Origin of the sequence: Acinetobacter sp. WC-323, assembly GCF_000314615.1 — a bacterium.
Classification (GTDB): Bacteria; Pseudomonadota; Gammaproteobacteria; order Pseudomonadales; family Moraxellaceae; genus Acinetobacter; species Acinetobacter courvalinii.
Genome location: NZ_AMZS01000032.1, coordinates 39,919 through 55,255 on the forward strand (window position 1 = coordinate 39,919; position 15,337 = coordinate 55,255).

At 42.0% G+C, this 15,337-nt stretch carries 17 protein-coding genes; 9 read left to right on the forward strand and 8 right to left on the reverse strand.

Annotated elements, in window-relative coordinates; translation table 11 throughout:
- The first annotated feature begins 10 nt into the window (after positions 1 to 10).
- Both dsbD and ACINWC323_RS13795 read left to right on the forward strand, forming a co-directional pair.
- Positions 11 to 1,864: a protein-disulfide reductase DsbD gene (gene dsbD / locus ACINWC323_RS13800; protein ID WP_032881217.1), complete on the forward strand. Its 1,854-nt coding sequence runs from the start codon at positions 11 to 13 to the stop codon at positions 1,862 to 1,864.
- A 2-nt stretch (positions 1,865 to 1,866) separates the two neighbouring features.
- A complete protein-coding gene (locus ACINWC323_RS13795; protein ID WP_009510316.1) occupies positions 1,867 to 2,562 on the forward strand; it encodes a glutathione S-transferase family protein in 696 nt (231 codons plus the stop codon).
- Between the two features lie 39 nt (positions 2,563 to 2,601).
- On the opposite strand, the gene ACINWC323_RS13790 is transcribed toward ACINWC323_RS13795, so the two are convergent.
- Entirely contained in the window at positions 2,602 to 3,789 is a 1,188-nt protein-coding gene (locus ACINWC323_RS13790) for a GGDEF domain-containing protein (RefSeq protein ID WP_009510273.1), read from the reverse strand.
- Positions 3,790 to 4,063: 274 nt separating this feature from the next.
- Complete coding sequence (locus ACINWC323_RS13785; protein WP_005227960.1) at positions 4,064 to 4,975, reverse strand: alpha/beta hydrolase; 912 nt, start codon at positions 4,973 to 4,975, stop codon at positions 4,064 to 4,066.
- 204 nt (positions 4,976 to 5,179) lie between these two features.
- Between ACINWC323_RS13785 and ACINWC323_RS13780 the strand changes: the two genes are divergently transcribed.
- On the forward strand, positions 5,180 to 5,617 hold the full coding sequence (locus ACINWC323_RS13780; RefSeq protein ID WP_005227959.1) for a DUF2147 domain-containing protein: 438 nt from the start codon (positions 5,180 to 5,182) through the stop codon (positions 5,615 to 5,617).
- Positions 5,618 to 5,684: 67 nt separating this feature from the next.
- Here the strand turns inward: ACINWC323_RS13780 and ACINWC323_RS13775 are convergent, their stop codons facing one another.
- Both ACINWC323_RS13775 and ACINWC323_RS13770 read right to left on the reverse strand, forming a co-directional pair.
- Entirely contained in the window at positions 5,685 to 6,035 is a 351-nt protein-coding gene (locus tag ACINWC323_RS13775) for an arsenate reductase (RefSeq protein WP_009510144.1), read from the reverse strand.
- A gap of 437 nt (positions 6,036 to 6,472) precedes the next feature.
- Positions 6,473 to 7,297, reverse strand: a complete 825-nt coding sequence (locus ACINWC323_RS13770; protein ID WP_005227948.1) for an exodeoxyribonuclease III — start codon at positions 7,295 to 7,297, stop codon at positions 6,473 to 6,475.
- Between the two features lie 41 nt (positions 7,298 to 7,338).
- On the opposite strand from ACINWC323_RS13770, the gene pyrE reads away from it, so the two are divergent.
- The gene (gene pyrE / locus ACINWC323_RS13765; protein ID WP_005209496.1) at positions 7,339 to 7,989 is read left to right on the forward strand and encodes an orotate phosphoribosyltransferase; all 651 of its coding nucleotides are present in this window, start codon (positions 7,339 to 7,341) and stop codon (positions 7,987 to 7,989) included.
- A gap of 58 nt (positions 7,990 to 8,047) precedes the next feature.
- Here pyrE and ACINWC323_RS13760 read toward each other — a convergent pair whose 3' ends face one another.
- Both ACINWC323_RS13760 and ACINWC323_RS13755 read right to left on the reverse strand, forming a co-directional pair.
- On the reverse strand, positions 8,048 to 8,692 hold the full coding sequence (locus tag ACINWC323_RS13760) for a hypothetical protein (RefSeq protein WP_009510157.1): 645 nt from the start codon (positions 8,690 to 8,692) through the stop codon (positions 8,048 to 8,050).
- Positions 8,693 to 8,745: 53 nt separating this feature from the next.
- Positions 8,746 to 9,210: a hypothetical protein gene (locus ACINWC323_RS13755; protein ID WP_009510310.1), complete on the reverse strand. Its 465-nt coding sequence runs from the start codon at positions 9,208 to 9,210 to the stop codon at positions 8,746 to 8,748.
- A gap of 910 nt (positions 9,211 to 10,120) precedes the next feature.
- On the opposite strand from ACINWC323_RS13755, the gene ACINWC323_RS13750 reads away from it, so the two are divergent.
- The 3 genes from ACINWC323_RS13750 (at position 10,121) to ACINWC323_RS20345 (ending at position 12,617) form a co-directional block, all read left to right on the forward strand.
- A complete protein-coding gene (locus ACINWC323_RS13750) occupies positions 10,121 to 10,552 on the forward strand; it encodes a DUF2231 domain-containing protein (protein WP_032881220.1) in 432 nt (143 codons plus the stop codon).
- Positions 10,553 to 10,554: 2 nt separating this feature from the next.
- Positions 10,555 to 11,862: a PQQ-dependent sugar dehydrogenase gene (locus tag ACINWC323_RS13745; RefSeq protein WP_009510150.1), complete on the forward strand. Its 1,308-nt coding sequence runs from the start codon at positions 10,555 to 10,557 to the stop codon at positions 11,860 to 11,862.
- Positions 11,863 to 12,332: 470 nt separating this feature from the next.
- On the forward strand, positions 12,333 to 12,617 hold the full coding sequence (locus ACINWC323_RS20345) for a hypothetical protein (RefSeq protein WP_249364857.1): 285 nt from the start codon (positions 12,333 to 12,335) through the stop codon (positions 12,615 to 12,617).
- Positions 12,618 to 12,672: 55 nt separating this feature from the next.
- On the opposite strand, the gene ACINWC323_RS13740 is transcribed toward ACINWC323_RS20345, so the two are convergent.
- Both ACINWC323_RS13740 and ACINWC323_RS13735 read right to left on the reverse strand, forming a co-directional pair.
- Positions 12,673 to 12,870 carry a DUF3565 domain-containing protein gene (locus ACINWC323_RS13740; protein ID WP_009510178.1) on the reverse strand — a complete coding sequence of 66 codons (198 nt, stop codon included), beginning with the start codon at positions 12,868 to 12,870 and terminating at the stop codon, positions 12,673 to 12,675.
- Positions 12,871 to 13,323 carry a MarR family winged helix-turn-helix transcriptional regulator gene (locus tag ACINWC323_RS13735; protein WP_009510230.1) on the reverse strand — a complete coding sequence of 151 codons (453 nt, stop codon included), beginning with the start codon at positions 13,321 to 13,323 and terminating at the stop codon, positions 12,871 to 12,873.
- Positions 13,324 to 13,500: 177 nt separating this feature from the next.
- Between ACINWC323_RS13735 and ACINWC323_RS13730 the strand changes: the two genes are divergently transcribed.
- Positions 13,501 to 13,983, forward strand: coding sequence for a glutathione peroxidase (locus ACINWC323_RS13730; RefSeq protein WP_009510248.1), 483 nt, complete (start codon positions 13,501 to 13,503; stop codon positions 13,981 to 13,983).
- Positions 13,984 to 14,210: 227 nt separating this feature from the next.
- Positions 14,211 to 15,155 carry a glutathione synthase gene (gene gshB, locus ACINWC323_RS13725; protein WP_005227926.1) on the forward strand — a complete coding sequence of 315 codons (945 nt, stop codon included), beginning with the start codon at positions 14,211 to 14,213 and terminating at the stop codon, positions 15,153 to 15,155.
- Positions 15,156 to 15,337: the final 182 nt, after the last annotated feature.

The following is a 15,337-nucleotide window of genomic DNA, read 5'->3' on the forward strand; positions in this document are numbered from 1 at the left end:
CGAGATGAGAATGAAAAGCTCTGTTCAAGGTGGAGACGGTTCTTCACTGATGCATTATTTTCTTGGGACCTTATTGTTGTTATGTGGGTCACTGACCTATGCCCAAGAGAATACATCGGCACCCTTACTCAGTCCTGAACAGGCATTTGCATTTACGGTTGAATCGACGCAAGCGAATCAGGCACGGTTACACTGGTCGATTCAGCCCAATTACTATCTCTATCAGCATAAATTTGAGGTAAAGCAGGGCAATCAACCGGTTGCCTTGAATCTGCCTAAAGCGGTTGAGCAATATGATGAAAACTATGGTCATAGCCAGGTTTATTATCAACAAGCTGAATTCAGTATCCCGACTCAGGCATCACAACACTACCGCGTGACTTGGCAGGGGTGTGCCAAAGACCGTATTTGCTATCCACCACAAAATATTGAGTTTCAAACCGATGCCGATGGTTTGGTCAGTGCCCAGAATGTCAGCTCCAATACGCAAAAAAGCTTTCTGGACGTGGCCCGTTCATCCAGTGTATTGAATGCACAACAATCAGCCAGCGATGATGAAGTACAGGCTGAAACAGCTACAGAATCAACCTCACAAGGCAACTCGGGTGTGATGGCCCAAGACCAGAAATGGTCCAGTGCACTGGAACAGCATTCCCTGGCTTATAGCATCTTATTGTTCTTGGGCTTAGGCATTCTGTTGGCTTTTACGCCGTGCTCTCTACCGATGTTACCGATTCTGACCTCGTTGATCGTACGTGAAAACAAAGGTGTGAAAGCATGGTCAATTGCGCTGACCTTTGTGGTCAGTATGGCGCTGGTCTATGCGGTCCTCGGTTTAATTGCTTCCGCAGCAGGTTTGAATTTTCAGCGCTGGTTACAGCAACCTGCGACCCTGATTGCATTTAGTTTGCTGTTTGTGGTGTTTGCCCTGAATCTGTTTGGCCTGTTCGAGTTGAAATTGCCCCAGCGTTGGGTCAATCGACTTGATCAGATGCAATCCAATCAAAAAGGCGGTACCTTGGTGGGTGCCAGTGTCATGGGCATGATTTCAGCCTTGCTGGTTGGGCCATGCATGACGGCACCGCTGGCCGGGGTATTACTGTTTATCTCGCAAACGCAGAGCCAATGGCAGGGTGCATTATTACTGTTTACCCTGGGTTTTGGCATGGGCATTCCATTGTTACTTGCCAGTGTTTTGGGGGCCAAAGCCTTACCGAAAGCCGGTGACTGGATGAACCAGATCAAGGTGATCTTTGCCTTCTTGATGCTGGCCCTGAGTCTTTATTTTATTCGTCCTTTATTGCCGGAACTCGCCATTCAAATCCTGAGTTTAATTCTGGGTCTGGCATTTATTATCTATGCGGTTTATCGTCTGTTTGGGCAGAAATCCAAGCTGCAATGGCTGTATGCGATTTTGCTGATTGTCGTGATTCCGGGCTTGGCTTTTAACCAATACCAGCACATCCAAAGCCTGAGTTCAGTTCAGGCAGACAAGCTGGCTGAATGGCATGTGGCACACACTGCGGACGAGTTTCAGCAGATTCTCGCCGATGCACCGAAAGATCGCGGTATCGTGATTGATGTCTATGCAGACTGGTGCGTGGCTTGTCAGCCAATTGAGCATCGTATTTTAAAAGATGCCGAGGTGCAGCAGGCGTTAGCGGGATATTATTTAATTAAACTGGATTTAAGCCACTATGATGCATCGCATCAGGCACTTTTAGCACAGTGGGATATTTTAGGTCCACCAACCTATTTATTCCTCGATCAGCAACAACAAGAAATTCGCTCGCTACGTTTAACGGGTGCATTCCAGAAAGCCGAGCTATTACAACAACTGGCCTTATTTAAAGGAAAAGAATAACAATGTACCAACTCTTTATTGGCAACAAAAACTATTCAACCTGGTCCATGCGTCCGTGGATCTTATTGAAACAGGCGGGCATACCATTTCAGGAGCAGCTGATCCGGTTTGATAGCTTTGAAGCAGATAGCCAGTTTAAAACCGAAATTCTTAAACTGAATCCAACCGGGAAAGTGCCTGCACTTGTGGATGGAGAACTGGTGGTTTGGGATACACTGGCTATTTGTGAATACTTGGCAGAACAACATCCTGAGCATGCCTTATGGCCACAAGATAAAAGCTTACGTGCCAGAGCGCGCTGTATCAGTGCCGAGATGCATAGTAGCTTTCAGGGATTACGCAATCTTTGTCCCATGAATGTCGAAGCAGACCTGACACATATTGGTCAGCAGCTCTGGTCTGAGCATGCGCAGTTGCGTGCTGATGTGGTCCGTATTGAACAGATCTGGTCACAACGTCCAGGTGACGACAGTTTTTTGTGTGGCGAATTCAGTATTGCAGATGCATTTTACGCGCCGGTGGTGATGCGTTTTGACTGTTATCAACTCCCCATCTCGGCTTCTAGCCAAAGCTATATGCAGAAAATATTGGCTTTACCTTCAGTACAACAATGGATTGCTGAAGCCAAGCAAGAACAGCAGTTTGTGCCTTTTGATGAGCCTTATCGTCAACAGCGGGAAGAATTTTTAAAAGTCTGATTGGGAATCAAGTGAAGGCAAGTCAAGGCCTTCACTTTGCTAACGGGTGATCAGGTCAGTAAAGATTCTAACCTGATTACGTCCCGCCGCTTTCACCGCATATAGGGCCTGATCTGCCTGACTAATAATCAGATGTGGCTCATCGGCACTAAACGAACTGCTAATACCGAAGCTGGCACTGATACTGAACTCTTGCTTATGTTCGGTAATAAAACGTAATTGAGATATCGCCTGCCGACAGCGCTCTGCAACCTTTTGTGCTTGGGCGGTATGGGTATCGGGTAGCAATAAAATAAACTCCTCCCCGCCAAAGCGGCCAATCATATCCTGCTCTCTAAGATGGGTGGTCAGACACTGGGCCACCTGAATCAGCACCTGATCTCCCATGCTATGTCCAAAATGATCATTAATATTTTTAAAATGATCTAAATCGAGCACCACAATCGAATATTGCGGTTCTGGTTGCTGGTGTAATCTGTCCAGATAATTGCCAATACTGCGCCGGTTCAGGACATTGGTGAGGGGGTCGAGACGGCTCAACATCTGGATGGTCATTTCGCGAGTCCGCCATTGGGTCAGTAAAATTTCAAATAGAAATAAACAGGCCAGCAAGATCGGAACCAGAAAAAACAGCATACTGCCGACCCAGAAGGGATGCATGGCCACCTGATTCAGATGTTGCATGTTAAATAATGGTGCGTAGGTCAGGACCCCGACCATGCTCAGGTAATTGCAAAAGAACAGGGCCAGTGTGGCTGGAATCAGGGCGCAATACACCATACGGCGATCAAACAGCACCAGACCGACACCCACGACACTGACATAGCCCACCATGGTGGCAGGGCTAAAGCTGCCGACCAGATAGCTGTTATGGCACAGCATGGCAGTAAAGACCTGCACACTGAGAATCGGGAGGACTTCCTGTGCCCAGTGTTGTTCCCTGAACACATGGCAGGGAATAATCAACAGGATCAAAACCACCAGCATAATCAGGCTGGTCCATAATTGTGAGCGGACCAGCTTGAGATGGACCCATTCCGAATAAACAGGATTCATGAGTACGAAAATGTCCCAGCTGATCCAGAACAGGTTCATTAATGCAGCAAGTATAAGTAATAAAATGCTTTTTTTAAGCATGGTCCAATTGACGACAATATGATGTTCCCAAGAAAGCCGAAAGCCCCATCGTTTTGCGTCAGTTGACCTATTAAAATGAATCTTCACCATTGGCATGCATCCTTTTATGCAATGAGATTCCTAGGAACTGTATATCCGTCATCAAAATACGGAGGAACGCTTATTCAAATAACAATAGCATCTTTAGAATGAGAAAAAAGTCTGTATCTGGCGGATTTAGTGCAAATCAGGACGGGAAAAATATTTTGAAAAATAAGCTGTTATCAGAATATTCAATGATTTTTATTTGTTGATGACCAAACTGAATCAAGAGTGACAAGGGTCAGCCTAAGCTGACCATTTTTTACACAGATTTTGAGATGGCTTAGTCGCGATCTAAGGCATGTGCAAATTCAGCAAGATCGGCCAAGGCTTGTTTAGCCTCAGGGAACCAGGCATTAAACATTTGGAAGTTATGCCACATGCCGGTATAGAGTTTAAAGTTCACTTCAACATCGGCTTTTTCAGCTTTTTCTCTAAAGCGTTTTGAATCATCCAGCAGAATTTCTTTAGAACCGACTTGAACGAGTGTTGGTGGTAAGCCGGTCAGATCATCAAATAATGGTGAAACGCGTGGATCATCTGCCTGAATGCCCTCTTTCAGATAATGATTGATACCTGCCTGTAACGCTTCAATCGAGAGCAAGGCATCATGTTTCTGGTTGAAGCGCAGTGATTCACTGGTCAAGGTTAAATCCAGATAAGGCGACATCAGGATCAGGCCGCTTGGCATCAGTTCAGGTTGCTGTTTCAGGCGCAAGCACAAGGCCAGGGCGAGGTTGGCACCACAAGAATCCCCCGAGATAATAATATCTTTAGGTTTGATCCCTTGTACCAGCAAGGCCTGATAGACATCAAAAATCGCATCAATCGCTTCAGGAAAAGGATGTTCCGGTGCCAGCGGGTAATCGACATGAATCACCTGCATTTGCGTACGTGCTGCGATATCGGTCATCAATGCACGATGAGTATTCAGGCTACCTAAGAAGAACGCACCGCCGTGAATATGTAAAATCAGTTGTGTTGCCGCAGCTTGCGCTTTAATTTCCTCACCACGAACACCTGCTAAGCGTAACGGTCGAATTTGTACTGTTGGATTGTGTGGAAATAGGCGACAGAGTTGATCCAGTAACGGCCGTAAAGCATTGGGCGCCAGATTAAATTGGCTCGGTGTCCGAATCGTGGCTTTAAGTAAAGATTCAGTAAAATAATATTTCCAAACAGTAGCAAATTTCATAATTTTTCCATATTGTTAGTTGGGTATACCAATAAGAAAGTTCTTGAATATAAGTCGCGCCTAGACCTCATGATAAAAACTGAAAAATTGTGCGCTATGTCACTCTTACGCAGGTTATACCAAATAGTCATAATCAAGAATTGCAATATTGATTGAACTTCTCAATACTTTCAGTTTAAAAGACCCCTTAAGGATATTACAAAAATGAAGAAAATTGCTCTAGCATTTGGATTGCTCGGTTTAACAACTTTTGCCAATGCAGCGGATGCGCTGAATGGCAGTGTTTGGCAAACCATTGATGATGAAACGAAACAGCCGAAGGCGATTGTGAAGTTTACTGAGCAAAAGGATGGAACCCTCACCGCATCTATTCAAAAATATTTAGTGGCAGGTCAGGAAAATGCATGCTCTAAGTGTGAAGGACCTTATCACAACAAACCGCTGAAAGGCGTGACCATCGTGCATGGCCTGAAAAATGTAGGCGGTACCAGCTATGATGAAGGTTCGATCATCGATCCTAAAAATGGCAAAACCTATAAGTTAAAAGCTGAAATTCTCGATGGCGGTAAAAAGCTGAAATTACGTGGCTATATTGGCGTTGCAGCTTTAGGTCGTAACCAGACCTGGATTCGTACCAACTAAGCACAAGATAAACATAAAAAAACCGAGCCTGATGACTCGGTTTTTTTATCGCTGCGATTTATTGGTTTTAAGCCGATAAATCCTGATAGGTTGTTTCATCGAACCCAATCACAAAGCCGTTAGGGGTTTGTAGGACAGGACGCTTAATCAGGCTAGGCTGGGCCATCAGTGTTTCAATCAGGTTATGTTCATTGCTGGTTGCGTGTGTTTGCTCGTCAGCAGTTAATTTGCGCCAGGTCGTGCCTTTTTTATTTAGGACTTTATCTGCGCCAATTTCTTTCAACCAGATTGCTAAAGTGTCAGCATCAATGCCTTGTTTTTTGTAATCATGGAACTGGTAATTGATACCTTTTGCCTGTAACGCATCAAAGGCTTTTTTCATCGAATTACAATTTTTAATGCCATAAATTTTAAACATGAGAAAAAACCCTAGAAAGAGTGAAAAATATGGATGAAAGCCTAACGTAAAAAGCAGCCGTTGCGCCAGTTGAAATTTTTTATTAAGTTTATCGGTAGAGCGGTTCAATCATGATGTAATGATCAAAATGCACATGTTTTTTGAGCAAAATGGCGAATGACACAATAAACAGAAAATATCTAATATCAAAAAAGAGAAAACCCGCATTTAATCTTCCTGATTATGCGGGTCTCATTTCAACGTCCAATGTCTCATCCATGCAAATAAACTTGAATCAAGTTTATTTTATCTTCCTACGGCGTCCTATCCCTTTCTGGTCATCCTGACCGCTTCCCTGTGCCGTGAAGCTATAATGCCGTTCTAGCTGGTAAATAAAAATACACAAAAGCGACAAGTTCTGTAAGCTAAAGAAGCGGTTTAAGTGAACATGTGTTCACTTATTCGTGTATTTTATAGTCGATAATCACCGGTGCATGGTCGCTAAACCATTGTTCTTTATAGACCCATGCATTCGCAGTACGTGCTTTCCAGTCTGGAGAGCAGGCATGATAGTCAATCCGCCACCCGACATTTTTCGCACGCGCCTGACCGCGATTTGACCACCATGAGTACAACTCTGCTTCAGGTCGTACCTCACGGAAGGTGTCCACATAACCCAGCTCGTCATAGATATGATCGAGCCAGGCACGTTCATGCGGCAATACGCCAGATGACTTCTGGTTCCCTGACCAGTTTTTAATATCGATGCGTTTATGCACGATATTGTAGTCCCCACACACGATGATGGATTTATTTTCGTCGCGCCATTGTTTAAGTACTTGCGCGTACTCTTTTAAGAACACGTCTTTGCGTGCCTGTGCTTCATCGCCGCTTGATCCTGATGGCAAGTATAACGAGGCAATATGAACGGTTTGTGACAGTCCTAAATCAAATTCAGCCGAAATAAAACGGCCTTGGGTATCGGCTAGTTCAAAACCCAAGCCATTGGTCACCGAGACGAAAGGCAGTCGGCTATAGATTGCTGTACCCGCATAACCTGCGCGTTCAGCAGGGAATAAGTGGGTGTACCATCCTTCAGGTTTAAATTTATCGGTCCATTGCTCATGAGTAATGCGGCTTTCCTGCATACACACCACATCTGCACCAGACTGTTCTAACCATTCGAGCAGGCCTTTGGTGACAGAAGCACGCAAGCCATTTACGTTAATTGAAACGACTCGAAGAATTTTTACATCACTTGGATAGCTATCCTTTGGTATCATACGTCTGTTTAACCTCAATTGAAGAATTTGGAGCACCTTATATGACAACGCCTGTGTCATTTCATCCGCAAGCTTTTATCGAACTCGCATTATCACGTGGAGTGCTTAAATTTGGTGAGTTTACCTTAAAATCAGGCCGTGTCAGCCCTTATTTCTTTAACGCAGGTTTACTCAATGATGGTGAAGCACTGTCTTTATTAGCGCAAGGCTATGCCGACAAACTGGTGCAGTGTGACAATGTCGGTGTGATTTTTGGTCCAGCCTATAAGGGAATTCCTTTTGTGGCAGCTACCGCGGTGGCTTTATCACAGGTCCATGGCAAAAGTGTACCGTGGGGCTTTAACCGTAAAGAAGCCAAAGATCATGGAGAAGGTGGCGTGTTGGTGGGTGCCTCAGTTGCCGGTCAAAAAGTCTGGATCATTGATGATGTGATTACGGCTGGTACTGCGATTCGTGAAGTCGTGACCATTTTGAAAAATGCCGGTGCTGAAATTGCGGGTGTATTGGTTGCGCTCGATCGCCAAGAACGTGGTCAAGGTGAGCTTTCTGCGATTCAGGAAGTACAAAAAGAACTCGAAATCCCGGTGCATGCCTTAATTACGATGAAGGACTTGATGGATTATCTGGATGCCAAAGGTGAAAAAGACGCTTTGGCGAATATGCAGGCTTATCGTGAAAAATATGGCATCTAAGTTTTAGCTGTAAGAGAAAAGGAAGCGAAGGCTTCCTTTTTTATTTTCATCAAAAGCTTTACAAACGCGTGCCCATCCACAGATGAGACAATTCCCACGCTTGGTCGGCAAATTTAAATTCATAGATGATTGCATCTGAAGGTGCCATTTTAAACATGCCATACCAGACCCGGACATGGGTCGGAGATAGGACTTCCCAGAAAACCACCGAGTTTGAGACTTGTCGAGGATGTAATCCAAACATATTGACTTCAACTTGTTTGGCTGGAGTAGTGGAAAGCAGGGTAGCCTCTTCGAGAGACCATTGTCCCAGTTCTTGCATACCAGAATAGCTCACCAGACTAAAGGGAAGCGGGTCCTGAATCTGATTGGCAAAGACGCTTAAACTGACTTGCTCTTCCTTGTCGGCCGGTGCACAAAACATATTCTGGAAAAGTGACAATAACGCCTGATCCTGCTGAATGGACAAGCGACCTTTCAATAAAGTCGTAAAAGGTGAGGTCTGTTTCCGGCAAAATAAAGCTTCAACATAGACACCATTTCTTGTCGGCGTGATTTGAGTGCCTTGAGGCTGACCTGAAAGCAATGCCCCGATATCTTGATAAACGGCTTTTTCTTCAGGACGTATTTGGTTCTCTGCAAAACTGTTTGCTGATTGCAGCAAAATCAGGCTAATGCATATATATTTGAATGTGCTTTGCATATTTGATGTTCCGTGTAGATCTATTGTTTGATTTTTTGATCTCGATAAGGAGATTATTTATATAACTCGATATAAATAATTTTTCCGCTGTCCTGATCAATTGCAACACTGGCGTTTTCCGTCTCAAATTCTTTTACGTTTCGATGAGGATTGGAATTGGTGTCTATATCGGTCTTCAGTTTTTCCGTCACTTCTTGTTCAGTATCATCACTGAAAAGACCGAGTGGTAATTGATGACCTTTATAATTGGCAAATGTAATTTCAGGATCAGGAAGATAAAGCTTAATCGAGACAATTTTCTTATTCTTTAACAGCATTTCGATGCCATTGAGAGGAAACATTAAGCTTTGATCATAGAAATCAAGCTTGGGAAACTCTTCATTCCAGAATTGATTAGTGAGCTGGGGCATTTCTTTGGGTTCAAGTTGATTGACAAAGTTTTCAAAAGCTTTGCTTTCTGTGCTTTCGCCCAAAAGATCGAAATATTGATCTGGATGATCAATATACTTGGTATTCATGCAAGCTGTAGATAAGCAGCATAAAAATAGAATTAGAATAATTTTGTACATCTTGAATTTTGAGTTGATCTAATCGTTTTGGAAAAATGAACTTAAAGATATTCATTGCAAGCAGATAGTATACAGATGTGTCTTTCTAAAAAATACAATATAAAACATTGATGAGGACAATGTTTGTATAGATCATAATTTAAACACTTTATTCCTGTAGCTTAGTCAGCTTTCTTTAACGCAAATGAATTTTATGGAGCTAAAAGTAAATATTGTATGGCATGAAGCACATCAGCCAGCAGGAGAGAAGAACAGTTTTTATTCTAAAACTATGTCAATCAAGGGATCTCAAAGTTTTTTAATCGTGACTGCGATTTGTCTCGGCGCAAACTGAGTTACCGAGAAAACCATTTCTTTATGAGGTGATTTATCCCTTGCACCAGCTATTGGACCGACCAAAATGGTTTTGGCAATTATGATTTTATTGATATCTGTTGCAAAAGTATTTAAAAGCTTAGTAAGGGAAAGCGAAAACTATATTACTAAATGGTCCATTTTATTTAACATTATAGGCCGTTTTTACAAATTATTACTCAGTAATTAATTCGTAATAAATTATCTTAAAATTTAACGCTAAGTAAAATAAGATTACTAAAATATAAAAAATTTCTTATGCCAAGTTAAACATAGCCCAAGGTGTTAAATAAAAATATAAAAAATGTTTATCTTTATCCTAATAAGTCATTAGCTTTATTTTTTTAGAAAAGATTAAACATATATCTCCCATTCATTATTTTTGACAGAAAATGAATAGTCCATTTATAGTGGATGAAAATTATACTAGATGATTTATCAATAAATAATGAGATTTTTACGCTGTATTGAATAGCCATAAATAATCTAAAAGTAAGAGGTTTGAATGAAAAAAAACACTCCAAGATCTTGCATTTTGTATGCCATCTATATGCTGTTGAACCCGCTTCCCTTTGGCTTTTTTGTCGCTGGCTGGATTTTTGATATTTTCTATAATCAGACTGCTGAAATGTTATGGGCGAAGGCTGCCGCATGGTGTATTACGTTCGGTCTGCTGATCTGTATTATTCCACGTTTTATCAACTTGTTTTATGTCTGGTTTCGTCCCGTTGTTGAGCAAAGAAAAGCTGATATTGTCGGCTTCTGGCTCTATGGTTTTGCCATTATTGCAGCGACCTTTAATGCCTTTGTGCATAGTCGTGACGCCTTTGCCATCGCGCCAGCAAATCTTATCCTGTCTACCCTAACCATTGTCCTGATTGCACTGCATTATTTATATCAATCCATCCATATCCACAACAGACTGATTGGAGAATAAACGTGAAACGATCAAATACATTATTCTTTTCAGCTTTGCTGGGTATGGGTTTATTCGGCTGTTCTGGTGGAAAGCCGCTTGACCCGCAAACACAATATGGCCCCGATCCGGAATTACCTGAAGCAAAGAACTTTCTGGTTCCTCCAATGAAAGTACCAAATGGTGTGGGCTGGAAAGCCAATCAGACACCTGTGGTTGCCGAGGGTTTAAAGATTGAGAAGATTGCTGATCAGCTCGAGCATCCACGTCAGTTATATACCCTGCCGAATGGCGATATTCTGGTGGTTGAATCTAACAATCCTGGAGAGGCGCCACTGACCGCACCAAAACAGGTGATTGCTAATTTTGTTAAAAAATCTTCAGGCAAAGGGGGTAAAGGTGGAAATCGAATCACTTTACTTCGCCTGGAAGCCGATGGCCAGTGGAAGAAATATAAGTTTCTGGAACACCTGCATTCTCCATTTGGGGTGCAATTGATTGGTAATAATCTATATGTGGCAAATACCAATAATATTATGAAATACCACTATGACGAGAATGCAACTCAAATTACTGATCAGGGCGAGGAACTGTCTGATTTACCGGATACAGTTAATCATCACTGGACCAAAGCATTATTGGCCAGTAAAGATGGACAGAAGCTATATGTCGGTGTGGGCTCAAACAGTAACATCACCGAAAATGGATTGGCGATTGAATATCGCCGTGCAACTGTTTTAGAAGTTGATGTCGCCACAGGTGCAAGCCGTATTTTTGCCAGTGGCATTCGCAATCCAACCGGACTGCAATGGGAACCTGAAACTGGAAAATTATGGACGATTGTCAATGAACGGGATGAAATTGGTGCCAGTCTAGTGCCTGATTATTTAACCTCAGTCCAGGAAAAAGGATTTTATGGCTGGCCGTATAGTTATTATGGTCAGCATGTGGATGAGCGGGTTCGTCCACAACGTCCAGATCTGGTTGCTAAAGCGATTAAACCTGATTATGCCTTGAGTTCTCATGTTGCACCCTTAGGTTTATGGTTTGCTTCAAATACAACCCAGCTGTCTGATCAGTTTAAAAATGGCGCATTTGTGAGTAATCATGGTAGCTGGAACAGAGATCCGCTCAATGGTTATAACGTGGTCTTTATTCCATTTAAAGAGGGTAAACCGAATGGCAAGCCTGTTAATGTGGTTCAGGGTTTTTATTCAAAAGATGAAAAAACTTTATATGGCGCGCCTGTGGGTCTTACTGAGGATAAAAGCGGTGCTTTGTTGATTGCGGATGATGTTGGCAATACGGTATGGCGTGTTTATTCACCTTGATAGATTTGCTGGCTGTTTTAAGGCTTAGGTCAATCTGGATTGGCCTAAGTCTTTAGACATTTGTATCTAGCATTGCAGGCATCAAGATCTCTTTCGAATGACGTATCAATCTATCCGTACCTCTTAGATTAAGAGACTATTGTAAATTGCTTAATTTGGCTTGAGGACAAGAGTATAATATATAGAGTCAAGTAATCGAATTTTGATATTATTAATCCTTTATATTTAAGATTGGTTTGGTTACTACTGGCTTGAGTGATTTTCTTATATAATTACTTTACTTTTTAGGCTGATTATTCATTATGATAAAAACTAAATTATTACTTATCACTTTTTTAGGCTTGAGTATTGTCCAATTAGCATAGTCAGCACTTCCAGAGAATAATAAAATTGCTCCAATTCTGAAAGCTGAACTTAGCGATAAAATATTAACACAGGCTGAAATTACACAAGGTGCAGATCAGACACAGATGCTTTACCAATACTGTATCCAAGAAACGGTTGAGAAACTTAAAATGATGTATCCGGATGTGGATCAAAACACTATTATCCATACAGTAAATAGTTCTTGTGTATATTCTGAGGATCATTTTAATCTTTATAGTATATTATTGGCAGCTTCGAGCATGAAAAAGCCAATATCAGAAAAACAGGCGGCAGTGTTTATAGAAAAAAATTATGCAAAAGATGGTCGTGATCAGAATAATGCTGCACAGCGCAAGGATATTTATAAAAAGTTAGGTTTGTTGGAGTAATATTTCATTATTATCTCATTGAGATAGGTCCCGCTAGTATTGAGTAAAAAACGACTTATTGAGACTTTTTCTCCTCACACTTCTTACATTCCAGCATTATCCCTAATTTCTCTTTGCGTCCTTGCTCGGTCAACACCCAAGGGCGATTTTGCCAAGGTGGATCATGACGCACATGTTGCCCATGCCCACAGGCAAGCTCTGCAACCCAATGTCCTTGCTCATCGAGATGAAAGCTCACAATCGCTTGCTGCATTTAATTGTCCAGACTCTCAAGTTTAGATTGTTCCAAACCTTTTAAAAAACGATGACAAAGATTATGGATTGCCAGCAGGTCATTCTGCTCCATGCCTAAAGCGCAGGCGAGTTTAAACGGAATCGCGGTAATTTCATCTTTTGAAACCAGTGCTTTTTCTAGCAACACTACTTTTTTCATCCGCTCATCTTCTTTAACTGCCACACGTTTTAAAAACTGCTTTTCTTCAAGTTTTTTAATAATTGGCGTTAGCGTTCCCGAATCAAAAAAGGTCTTTTGTCCAATCTCTGACAACATCACATTGTCTTGTTCGTACAGGGCCAGCAACACAATAAATTGCGGATAGGTCAGATCATATTCCTGCAGCAACGGACGATATTGGCGAATCATGGCATTGGTCGCGGAATACATGGCAAAACATACCTGATTATCCAAAAATGAAACTTCAGCCATGATGTTTTTCCTCGACTTGATTGTTGAACATTCAGTATAAATTGGATTGTTTAAAAAGTACATTGCGTATAATTAAATTGTGCACAATATAATTGTGTGCAATATTAAATAGACAAGCTGAATGATTAAGCAACGTAGTTTGGGTAAGTCCGCAATTTGATTGATGAGAGTATGTGTATGAGCAAGATTTATGATTTTCAGGCTGAACTGTTAGAAGGCGAACAAAAGAACCTCGCCGATTACCAAGGCAAAGTGTTATTGGTGGTGAATACGGCGAGCCAATGTGGCCTTACGCCACAATTTGAAGGTCTGGAAAAGTTATATCAGGATTATCAACAGCAAGGACTGGTGATTTTGGGTTTCCCATGTAACCAGTTTGCCAATCAAGATCCATCCAGCAACGAAGAAATCGGCAGCTTCTGTCAGCGTAATTATGGCGTATCTTTCCCGATGTTTGCCAAGATTGATGTGAATGGCCCAACCGCACATCCTCTGTACCAATATTTAACTTCTGAAGCCAAGGGAATTTTGGGCAGTGAAAGTATTAAATGGAATTTCACCAAATTCCTGATTAATCAAAATGGTGAGGTGGTCAAACGCTATTCGCCGATTACCAAACCTGAAAAAATTGCCAAAGATATTCAACGCCTTCTTGGCTAAAGCAGTTTTAAATTAGGGAGAGTGGAAATGACTGGTTTATAAGTTGAGTCAACTGGTGGTTTCCTTCTTCTCAACAAATTACATGATAAAGCTGAATATTTTTAATATGTTGTAATTAATTGAACAAAATAGATTTTTTAATCTTTAAGATTTATACAACTTGTTTCACGATTGCCTGCAAACTTGGTTATACTTTTTGCCAAGATTAAAAATACGAGCGTCAGATTATGCGTGTACTGGTAGTGATGGACCCGATTGAAACCGTGAATCTCAAAAAAGATTCCACCATGGCGATGTTATGGGCGGCCAGCCGTCGTGGTCATGAACTGGGTTATGCATTGCAGCACGATTTATATATCGATCAGGGTAAAGCGTTTGGTCTGATCTCTCCTTTGCAAGTATTTGAAGATTACAATCATTATTACGAGTTAGGTGAGCAGCGCAAAGAGTCGCTGGCCGATTACGATGTGATATTGATGCGTAAAGATCCGCCGTTTGACATGAACTTTGTCTATACCACCTATATTCTAGAACAGGCAGAACGTGAAGGTGCGTGGATTATCAATAAACCGCAATCGCTACGTGACTGTAATGAAAAGCTCTTTGCCACCCAATTCCCGGAACTGCAAGTCCCGACCTTAGTGACGTCTCAACAAAGCCTGATCCGTGAATTTATCAAAGAACATGGTGATGTGATTGTGAAACCGCTGGATGGTATGGGCGGCATGGGGATTTTCCGTTTGTATCAAGATGGGGTGAATATCGGTTCAACGCTGGAAATGCTCACGGAAATGGGGACACGTCCGATCATGGCACAGCGTTATATTCCTGAGATTGTAGAAGGGGATAAGCGTATCTTGATGGTCAATGGCGAACCGGTTCCCTATTGTCTGGCACGTATTCCGCAAAATGGCGAAGTGCGCGGTAACCTGGCAGCAGGTGGCTTAGGTCAGGCACGTCCGCTGACTGAAAATGATAAATTGATTGCGGCAAAAGTTGGTCCGTTCCTGCGTGAAAAAGGTTTGGTTTTCGTTGGTCTGGATGTGATTGGTAATTACGTGACTGAAATTAATGTGACCAGTCCAACCTGTATCCGTGAGATTGATGCACAATTTGGGACATCGATTGCGGATGATCTATTTGCCGTGCTGGAAGCAGGGTCTAAAAACTAAATAATTCTTATTTTTTGACCAAACTGCCCGTTTGTATTGCCTCGAATTTTGGATGCAAATGGGCTTTTAGATATCGGCGGTCTCTAGTTTTTAACAAACAATCGAAAAAAGCTCAGCTTTCTGTTGTAAACAAGTGAAATTCGCTTTTCGTGAATGAAGCTTTAGGATTAAAATAACGCTCG